We start from the raw sequence: 9,901 nt of genomic DNA on the forward strand, positions 1-9,901 counted from the left end.
CATTGAATACTGTAAAGTCATCCATTATGACTAGTTAAGATAAATGCGGATTTACAACGCTAAGCCCATTTTCCTGACGATTCCCCTGTTTTTAACAACGTTAAGAAAGTTTCAGTGGTCTTAAAGAATCTAACGAGACCATTTTCTCCGAATTAAAATGGTATTCTCCCAATAAATTAATATGTTCCCAGCCTAAAGGTGACATATGGTGCAATAAATCTTCATTAAAACTACCTTTCCATTTTTGATATTCAACTGCTTTTGTTAGATGTAGAGTATTCCATATACTGATGGCATTGATAATTATATTTAAAGCACTAGCTCTTTGAAGCTGATGCTGTATAGTTCGTTCTCTAAGCTCTCCTTGTTTTCCAAAGAAAATTGCTCTTGCCAATCCATTCATGGCTTCCCCTTTATTCAATCCTCTTTGTATTTTTCTTCTTAGAGATTCATCCGAAATGTAATTAAGAATAAAGATCGTTTTTTCTATTCGGCCCATCTCACGTAAGGCTGTAGCTAGGCTGTTTTGTCTTGAATAAGAACCTAATTTCCCCATAATAAGGGATGCTGAGACAGTTCCTTCTCTTATTGAATGAGCTAATCGCAAAACATCCTCATAATTTTCTTTAATGACCTTTGTATTTATTTGTCCACGTAAAATATTTTCCAGTTTTGGATACTCACTTGCTTTATCTATCGTAAATAATTTTGAGTCCGATAGATCTCTTATTCTTGGAGCAAATTTAAATCCTAATAAATGAGTCAATCCGAAGATTTGGTCTGTGTAACCAGCTGTATCTGTATAATGCTCTTCTATGGTTAGATCTGTCTCATGGTGCAATAAACCATCCAGAACATGAATTGCATCCCTTGAGTTAGTATGAATAATCTTTGTGTAGTAAGAAGAGAATTGATCACTCGTAAATCGATAAATAGTGGCTCCTTTTCCAGTTCCGTAATGGGGATTTGCATCTGCATGTAGTGATGAAACTCCTAGCTGCATTCTCATCCCATCTGAAGAGGACGTTGTGCCGTCTCCCCAATAAGAAGACAATTGTAGCTTGTGATGAAAATTTACTAATACAGCTTGGGCTTTATTCATTGCGTCTTCATACATGCGCCATTGAGATACATTGGCTAGTTGCTTATATGTAAGTCCCGGTGTGGCTTCAGCCATCTTACTCAATCCAATATTCATTCCCATACCTAAAAGAGCAGCCATAATAATGGTTGTTTCTTCTTTATCTGGTTTTCGATTGTTGGAAGCATGTGTAAATTGCTCATGAAATCCTGTTATATGGGAAACATCCATAAGTAGTTCAGTTAATTTTATCCTCGGCAGCATTTGATAAAGACTTGCGCTAAATTTCTTTGCTTCTTCTGGAAAATCCTTTTCTAAGCGTGCAATTGACAACTTTCCTTTGTCAAGAGAAACTCCATCTAACTTGTTGGAATTGGCAGATAACCACTTTAGCCTTTCATTAAGGCTGCTGGTTCTCTCTGTCATATAATCTTCGAATGATAAACTAACTGATAATCTCGTATTTCCCTTCGTTTCATTCCATGTATCTTCTGAAAACAAATATTCCTCAAAGTCTCTATATTGTCTGCTACCAACAATAGAAACATCTCCTGCCCGAACATGCTCCCGAAGTTCTGTTAAAACAGCCATTTCATAGTAATGACGATTGATAGTTGTACCATCATCCTCGTATAAATGCTTTTTCCAACGTTTTGAAATAAAATCCACAGGTGAGTCATCAGGTACTTTTCGCTTTCCAGATTCGTTCATTCCTCGGATAATCTCTACAGCTTGTAAAAGTGGTTCATTTGCCTTTGTAGAATGAAATTTCAATACCTTTAGTAGCGTTGGCGTATACTTTCTAAGTGAATAAAATCGTTTTTGCAGTAAGTCTAAATAATCATAGTCGGCAGGACGTGCAAGCTCTTGAGCTTCTTCCACCGAAGAGACAAAAGAATTCCATTCAATAACGGATTCTAAAACCTGAAAAACGTCTAACTTTTCCTGTTTTGCTTTGATTAAAGCTTGTCCGATGTTCGTAAAGTGTATAACTTTCTCATTTAGTTTTTTACCGTTTTGTTTCTGAATTTCCTCTTGAGCCTTACGGCCTTTTGATAACAGACTGAGTATTTGTCTGTCATGAATTTCAAATGCCTTATCCGTTAACTCCTGAGTAAGATGTAATAAATAGACGGTTAATATCGAATATCGTTTGCTTTCTTGAAAATCACGGAATGCATAAGGCTCATATCTTGAACCTAAGCGAGATAGCTGTAACAGACGATTGCGATGCAAATGACTAATTTGTACCGTTTCTAATTCCATTCCTCGTATGTATTCGAGTCGTTCTATTACTTTTAGAAATGTTTCGGGTGAAGGATGACCCGGTGGTTCCTTTAACCAACCCAATATTGTTTTATTGGATTCTGATGGATGCTGAGAGGTAATGATCTCTTCAAGCTTTTCTTTTTGCTCATTTGTTAGAGATTGATTAACCGTATTAAACAGTTTCTTTTCAGCCATTGCCCTCGCTTCCCACACCATTCTCTCTATTGTAGTGATGGCAGGCAGTATGATTTTGTTTTTTCTTAGAAAGTCGATACATTCATGTAGTAGATGAATGGCATCCCCATTTTCCAGAGCTAATTGATGAAGATGCTTAAATGTCATTCGATATTCTTTTAAAGTAAAAGTTACAAAATCGTATTCACTTCGAATTTCTTTCAAATGATCCCAAAGTGTATTTTCACGTTGAGGATAAAGACTAAGCGAAGATGGAGTGGCACCGATTTGTTTCGATATATAATGTATGACTGAATCTGAAATGCTTTTGATATGAGTGTATGGCCAACCGGGATATCGAAGAACGGCTAATTGAATGGCGAACCCTAAACGGTTTTCTTCCCTCCTTCGTTTATTTATAATTTCTAAATCTCGTTTGGAAAAAGTGAAGTAGGTTCCTAGCATCCACTCATCTTCAGGAATTTGCATAAGGACCTGTCGCTGTTCCGATGTAAGCAATTCTCTTCCTCTCGCAATTTTCATACAGTATCATCTCACTTCTGTAATTATTCAGTTAATTAATTCAATTATATATCAATAGAGTGTACTCTATTGATACAAGTGTAGTAGACTGATAAAATCATAGTTAAGAGCGTCTCATAAGACTTGTCTCAAAAACGAGGTGATATTTTGCGGAAAATCGGTTATATACGTGTTAGTTCGACTAGCCAAAATCCTTCAAGGCAATTTCAGCAGCTAAACGAAATTGGAATGGATATTATATACGAAGAAAAAGTTTCTGGGGCAACAAAGGATCGCGAGCAACTTCAAAAAATGTTAGAGGATTTACAGGAAGATGACATGATTTATGTTACAGACTTAACTCGAATCACTCGTAGCACACAAGACCTATTTGAATTAATCGATAACATACGGGGAAAAAAAGCAAGCTTAAAATCACTAAAAGATACATGGCTAGATTTATCAGAAGATAATCCATACAGCCAATTCTTAATTACGGTAATGGCTGGTGTTAACCAATTAGAGCGAGATCTTATTCGTATGCGACAACGTGAAGGGATTGAGTTGGCTAAGAAAGAAGGAAAGTTTAAAGGTCGGTTAAAGAAGTATCATAAAAATCACGCAGGAATGAATTATGCAGTTAAGCTATATAAAGAAGGAAATATGACTGTAAATCAAATTTGCGAAATTACAAATGTGTCTAGAGCTTCATTATATAGAAAGCTATCAGAAGAGAACAAATAGTCCTTCCTTACCCCATATTCCAGAAAAGGGCCATATAATTGACGAGGCAAAAAAAAGGATGATTACCGAAAATTAATCATCCTTTTTTAGTTTCATGTCAATTCATCCTTTATTCAAATATCCATTTGACTATTTGTTTATGTAAACGTAAAATAGAAAATGAAATTTAACATTCAAATAAATATTTGAATGTTTGTAAGTTAGTATTAAATTAATTATAAAAAAATAGAGGAGTTGAAACGGATGAATTTAATTTTAATAATTATCTCTGCTCTTGGTGCTTTTATTGTAACCAATATTGATGATATTTTTATCTTGATGATGTTGTTCTCTATGGCACGGTCACAAGCTAAAACAAGTAATAGCCAAACGGTTAACATGGGTTCGAAACGTATTAACTCAAGAGATATAGTAATTGGCCAATATCTTGGTTTTGCACTTCTAGTTTTAATCAGTCTTTTAGCAACCTTTGGGATAACACTTCTTGCTGAACGATGGATTGGTTTACTTGGACTAATTCCCATGTATTTAGGAGTTAAACTGTTCATCAAAGGTGAAGATGATGATGATGATGATAATATTCTTTCTAGATTAAACAAATTTAATAAGTTCTATTTAAGTGTAGCCTTTATCACTTTTGCTAATGGTGGAGACAATATTGGAATCTATATTCCCGTTTTTTCTACTTTAGAAACAAATCAATTGATTATTACTGTTGTTACATTCTTAATAATGGTTGCAATTTGGTGTTTACTGGGTTACCGTCTAGCGAGATTCAGATTTGTTTCTGAAACACTTGAGAAATACGGGCGATGGATTATTCCAATTGTATTTATAGGATTGGGAATATATATCATGCTAGAAAATGAACTATTTACTTCATTGATAAATCTATTCAAATAATGTAACAGTTTTGATCGTCATGATCATTTGCTAATATAGCATAGTTGGTTGGATATGGAATTTATTGAGTTAATTTATTATTGTTCTTTGTTCAAATATTCATTTGAATAATGTCAGGGTAATAGTATATAATATATTCAAACATACACTTGAATAAAAAGGAGGGATAAATAGTAATGAGTCAGAAAGATACTTGTGATATTTATTGTTATGACGAAGTAAAAGTCAAACGAATACAAGGTCAAATGCAAAAAGAAGATTTATCTAGTGTTGCTCAATTATTTAAAGCACTTGCAGATGAAAATAGGGCAAAAATTTCCTATGCATTATGTCAAGATGATGAGCTTTGTGTGTGTGATGTAGCCAATATCATTGGGGCTACTGTTGCGACGACATCTCACCATTTAAGGACCCTTCATAAACAAGGGATTGTAAAATACCGAAAAGAAGGCAAACTAGCCTTTTATTCGCTTGATGATGAACATATTAAGCAGTTAATGGTAATTGCATTAACTCATAAAAAGGAGGAGAAGGCTAATGTCTGAACAAGCTAACTTAAAAGATCAAGAAGCAAAAACTTACCGTGTTCAGGGACTCACCTGAGCAGACTGTTCAAAAACGTTCGAAGAGAACGTGAAACGTCTGGATGGCGTTTTGGATGCACAGGTCAATTTTGGAGCAGCTAAAATAACGGTCGTAGGAAATGCAAGTGTCGAAGCGATCGAAAAGGCAGGAGCGTTTGACAACTTAAAGTTACGTGGTGAAAGGGAACAAAAAGTAGAACGCGAACCCTTTTGGAAGCAAAAGGAAAATATTAAAGTGTATATTTCCATCCTTCTATTAATTGTAAGTTGGTTTTTAGGAGAACAATTCAGTGAAGGTCATATTGTACCAACAATCGGATATGCGGCATCTATATTAATTGGTGGCTACTCCTTATTTATTAAAGGCTTTAAAAATCTAAGCAGATTTAAGTTTGATATGAATACTCTTATGACAATCGCTATTATTGGGGCTGCATTAATTGGTGAATGGGGAGAAGGAGCAACAGTTGTTATTCTCTTTGCCATTAGTGAAGCTTTAGAACGCTATTCTATGGACAAAGCTCGTCAATCCATTGAGTCCTTGATGGATATAGCTCCAAAGGAAGCTTTAATACGACGTGGAAATCAAGAGTTAATGATTAGCGTTGATGACATTCAAGTAGGCGACATAATGATCGTGAAACCGGGTCAAAAGTTGGCTATGGATGGAATCGTTGTAAAAGGGACATCTGCCTTAAACCAAGCTGCGATTACAGGTGAATCTGTCCCAGTGACAAAGACCATTGATGATGAAGTATTCGCTGGTACTTTGAACGAAGAAGGATTATTAGAAGTAAAAGTAACTAAATTAGTGGAAGATACTACTCTTTCAAAAATAATTCATTTAGTAGAAGAAGCTCAGGCTGAACGCGCTCCTTCTCAAGCATTTGTTGATAAATTTGCCAAATATTATACTCCGGCAATTATTGTAATAGCCTTTTTAATCGCTATTGTCCCACCATTATTTGGCGGAGATTGGAGCGAATGGATATATCAAGGGTTAGCCGTACTAGTCGTTGGTTGTCCTTGTGCATTAGTTGTTTCTACGCCTGTTTCTGTTGTGACCGCAATAGGAAATGCTGCGAAAAATGGTGTTTTAATTAAAGGTGGTATTCATTTAGAAGAAGCTGGTGCATTGAAAGTTATTGCTTTCGATAAAACAGGAACACTTACAAGAGGTATTCCAGCAGTAACTGATGTAGTAACATTCAGTGGAAATGAAAATGAGTTATTGACCATCACAGCAGCGTTGGAAAAAGGATCACAACATCCTCTTGCTTCAGCAATTATGAAAAAGGCAGAAGCAAATGGATTAAATTATAATGATGTATCTGTAGAAGATTTTCAATCGATTACTGGTAAAGGGATTAAAGCAACTGTTAATAACGAAATGTATTATGTAGGAAGTCCCGACATGTTTGAGGAAATTCTTCCAAATGGCATTGATAAAACAATTACAGAACAAATTTCAACCCTACAAACACAAGGAAAAACGGTCATGATTCTTGGAACGGTCAATGCAATCCTCTGTTTAATTGCTGTGGCTGACCAAGTAAGAAAAACGTCTAAAGAGGTTATTCAAAAGCTTCATGAACTTGGTATTGAAAAAACGGTTATGCTTACAGGTGATAACAAAAGAACGGCAGAAGCAATTGGGAATGAAGTCGGTGTATCTGACATTAAAGCTGATTTGCTTCCAGAGGACAAATTAAACTTTATTAAAGAACTTCGTGAAAAATATCATAGTGTAGCAATGGTCGGTGATGGTGTAAATGATGCTCCAGCTCTTGCTGCATCAACAGTCGGGGTTGCAATGGGAGGAGCTGGAACGGATACAGCACTTGAAACAGCCGACATTGCTTTAATGTCCGATGATTTAAGCAAATTGCCGTTTACGATGAAACTAAGTCGAAGAGCATTGAGAACCATTAAGCAAAATATTACTTTCTCTCTAGTAGTTAAAGCTATAGCTTTACTTTTAGTTGTACCGGGTTGGTTAACGTTATGGATTGCTATTTTTGCCGATATGGGAGCAACATTGCTTGTAACTTTAAACAGCTTACGATTATTAAAAGTTAAAGAATAAAATAATGTTTCATATAAAGGGATAATGGGGTTTTTATTATCCCTTTATATGATTTCTTACTGAATTAAAGGACGATGACTCAATGTGATTTTTCGCCTTTCTTGTTCAAAAAAGAGGAGGTACTTTAAAGGAATATTTAAATTCAGTCATTCGGAAGTGAAGATAATGAATAATTCTTGGAATCGAGTGATTTATAAAATTTGGTCTCCAATATATGATAAGATTTTTAATTCGGGTGTTTTTTTAAACGCACGTCGACAAATATTTCAGGATATACCTTTTCATAGTAATCAAAAGGTACTTTTTGTTGGTGTAGGAACAGGTGCTGATTTAGAGTTAATAACTCAATCTGATTTAGATATAACGGCAATTGACTTTTCACCTGATATGCTTAAAAAGGCGAGGGAGAAATTTGAAAATTCATCTATTAAATTCTTAGAAATGGATGCTCAGAATATGGAGTTTGAAAATGAAACATTTGATTATGTAGTTGCTAGTCTAATTCTTTCTGTAGTGCCTGATGCAGATAAGTGTTTAACAGAAATGATGAGGGGTTTTAAGAAAAGGAGGAGAAATAATTATTTTTGACAAATTCGTATCTAAAGAATATAAAGTATCTTTACCAAAAAAACTTCTTAGACCACTAATAAAAGTATTAGGAACAGATATTGGATTGAATTTTGAAGAGCTGTACCTTAGAAATAATATAAATTTAAAGATAAACGAAGATAAAAATGTAATTATGAATGGAATGTACAGAAAAATAATAATTAGTAAATTTAGTTGATTATGTTTGAGCAAATTAAAAATTTCAAAATTACTCTTTACCCTGTACTATGGTACAGGGTTTATAATTTATCTGAGGTGAATGAAATGAAATATCGCATTAGTGAACTTGCAGAAAGGTGTGGGGTCAATAAAGAAACTATAAGATATTACGAAAGGTTGGGACTCCTTTCGGAACCTTCTCGTACAAAAGCTGGATATAGGATGTATCCAGAAGAGTTTGTGGATCGCCTACAGTTTATTAAACGAATGCAAGATTTAGGTTTTTCTTTAGCCGAGATCGATAAACTACTTGGAGTTGTTGATAAAGACGACGATCGATGTAGGGATATGTATGAGTTTGTTGTTCAAAAAATTGATGAAGTCCAAAAGAAAATTAGGGATTTAAAAAGAATCGAACACATGCTTATTCAATTGAAAGAGTGTTGTCCAGACGAAAAATCCCTCCATGAATGTCCAATTATCGAAAACTTAATAAATGAAGAGAACATTGGAAAGCAACTTCCAACTAATCTATAAGGGGATAAAGGAAAGTGAAAACAAAAATTGCTTCTATAACATCAGTAATCACGGCTTTATTCGCAAGTATATGTTGAATTGGCTTTGCTATTTTAATTCCACTTGGTCTAAGTGGTTTGGCAGGAACATTAGCAGTTGCCTTAGCTCCTTATCGCATGGTGTTTGTTGGACTTACAGTGATACTACTTGGAATCGCCCACTTATTTTACTGGAGACAAAAGAATAGAGCAAAGAAAACAGAAAAATGGTTATGGACAGCTACTGTCATTTCAGGCTTCTTGCTACTTTACACCTTTTTATCCCAAGGGTTTTAGTAGGTACATATGAGATTTGCTTTTACTCTAAGCATTATTGCTTTACTAATCGGGTTAACTCTAACTGGGTGTGGTGGTAATCAAGTAAACAAAGTTTCGACTCAGCCTGAAAATTTAAAAACCGTATCCTTTATGGTAAAAGGATATACATGAGAATATTGTACAAAAACAGTAGGTTCTGCTGTTAAAAAATTAGATGGTATTGAGAAATTTGATTCAAAAGTTTCGTTTGAAAAAATTAAAAAAGTCATTATCAAGTTAGGATATGAGGTAAGTGAATAAAAACAATAAAGGCGGGAAAGACATGGCAGATTGTTGTAGTAACTCTAAAGAAATAAAAATTGAAAGTGTTGTTGAATGCCCATCTTGTCAACATAAGGCTAAAAGTGTAAAGCTCATCACACTAAAATCTATGCTGAAACCATCTTCGTTAGAGACGCTAAACGCTAAAGAAGATCACTATTTTTGTTCAAGTGAAGGGTGCGATGTAGTTTATTTTGATACGCTTAAAAAAACATATCTTGTATCTGACTTAAAGGTTGCTGTTCATCCAAAAGACAAATCCTCAACAACGCCGATTTGTTATTGTTTTGATTGGACTAAAGCAAAAATTAGTGATTATGTTGAAAGTGGCAATGCCGATAAACCCGTTGAGCATATTCGTCAAAATATTAAAGAGAATCGTTGTGGTTGTGAGGTGAACAATCCACAAGGTAGTTGTTGTTTAGGAAACGTAACAGCCTTTATCAAAGGCTTATCATAAATAACTTTTATTCCGTAAATGGGCGCTTTAATGAAGTAACTAAAACTTAATTTCTCACTTATAACACCGAGAAATTAGGTTTTTTATATTTGGACTTCCTTAACGTTGTAAATCCGCATTTATCTTAACTTTGATGTGAGAACTATTGGAGTATCA

At 34.6% G+C, this 9,901-nt stretch carries 8 protein-coding genes and 1 pseudogene; 8 read left to right on the plus strand and 1 reads right to left on the minus strand.

Annotated elements, in window-relative coordinates; translation table 11 throughout:
- Positions 1 to 100 precede the first annotated feature (100 nt).
- Positions 101 to 3,067: a Tn3 family transposase gene (locus tag D612_RS0108350; protein WP_017755003.1), complete on the minus strand. Its 2,967-nt coding sequence runs from the start codon at positions 3,065 to 3,067 to the stop codon at positions 101 to 103.
- A gap of 147 nt (positions 3,068 to 3,214) precedes the next feature.
- Between D612_RS0108350 and D612_RS0108355 the strand changes: the two genes are divergently transcribed.
- From D612_RS0108355 to D612_RS0108385, 8 genes and pseudogenes are all read left to right on the plus strand, one after another.
- Positions 3,215 to 3,790, plus strand: coding sequence for a recombinase family protein (locus D612_RS0108355; protein WP_017755004.1), 576 nt, complete (start codon positions 3,215 to 3,217; stop codon positions 3,788 to 3,790).
- Between the two features lie 243 nt (positions 3,791 to 4,033).
- A complete protein-coding gene (locus D612_RS0108360) occupies positions 4,034 to 4,693 on the plus strand; it encodes a CadD family cadmium resistance transporter (protein WP_017755005.1) in 660 nt (219 codons plus the stop codon).
- Between the two features lie 176 nt (positions 4,694 to 4,869).
- Positions 4,870 to 5,238, plus strand: a complete 369-nt coding sequence (locus D612_RS0108365; RefSeq protein ID WP_017755006.1) for an ArsR/SmtB family transcription factor — start codon at positions 4,870 to 4,872, stop codon at positions 5,236 to 5,238.
- On the plus strand, positions 5,231 to 7,363 hold the full coding sequence (locus D612_RS0108370; RefSeq protein WP_083888497.1) for a heavy metal translocating P-type ATPase: 2,133 nt from the start codon (positions 5,231 to 5,233) through the stop codon (positions 7,361 to 7,363). The genes D612_RS0108365 and D612_RS0108370 overlap by 8 nt, the downstream gene beginning before the upstream one ends.
- A gap of 165 nt (positions 7,364 to 7,528) precedes the next feature.
- Positions 7,529 to 8,150: pseudogene (locus D612_RS18085) on the plus strand (class I SAM-dependent methyltransferase).
- Positions 8,151 to 8,236: 86 nt separating this feature from the next.
- Positions 8,237 to 8,668 (plus strand): Hg(II)-responsive transcriptional regulator, encoded by a 432-nt coding sequence (gene merR / locus D612_RS0108380; protein ID WP_017755008.1) that lies wholly within the window; start codon positions 8,237 to 8,239, stop codon positions 8,666 to 8,668.
- A 14-nt stretch (positions 8,669 to 8,682) separates the two neighbouring features.
- Positions 8,683 to 8,982, plus strand: coding sequence for a mercuric transporter MerT family protein (locus tag D612_RS19410; RefSeq protein ID WP_250634605.1), 300 nt, complete (start codon positions 8,683 to 8,685; stop codon positions 8,980 to 8,982).
- A 304-nt stretch (positions 8,983 to 9,286) separates the two neighbouring features.
- A complete protein-coding gene (locus D612_RS0108385) occupies positions 9,287 to 9,745 on the plus strand; it encodes a putative iron-sulfur cluster-binding metallochaperone (RefSeq protein WP_017755009.1) in 459 nt (152 codons plus the stop codon).
- Positions 9,746 to 9,901 lie beyond the last annotated feature (156 nt).

The organism is Calidifontibacillus oryziterrae, assembly GCF_000331575.1.
GTDB classification, from domain to species: domain Bacteria; phylum Bacillota; class Bacilli; order Bacillales; family Bacillaceae_J; genus Calidifontibacillus_A; species Calidifontibacillus_A oryziterrae.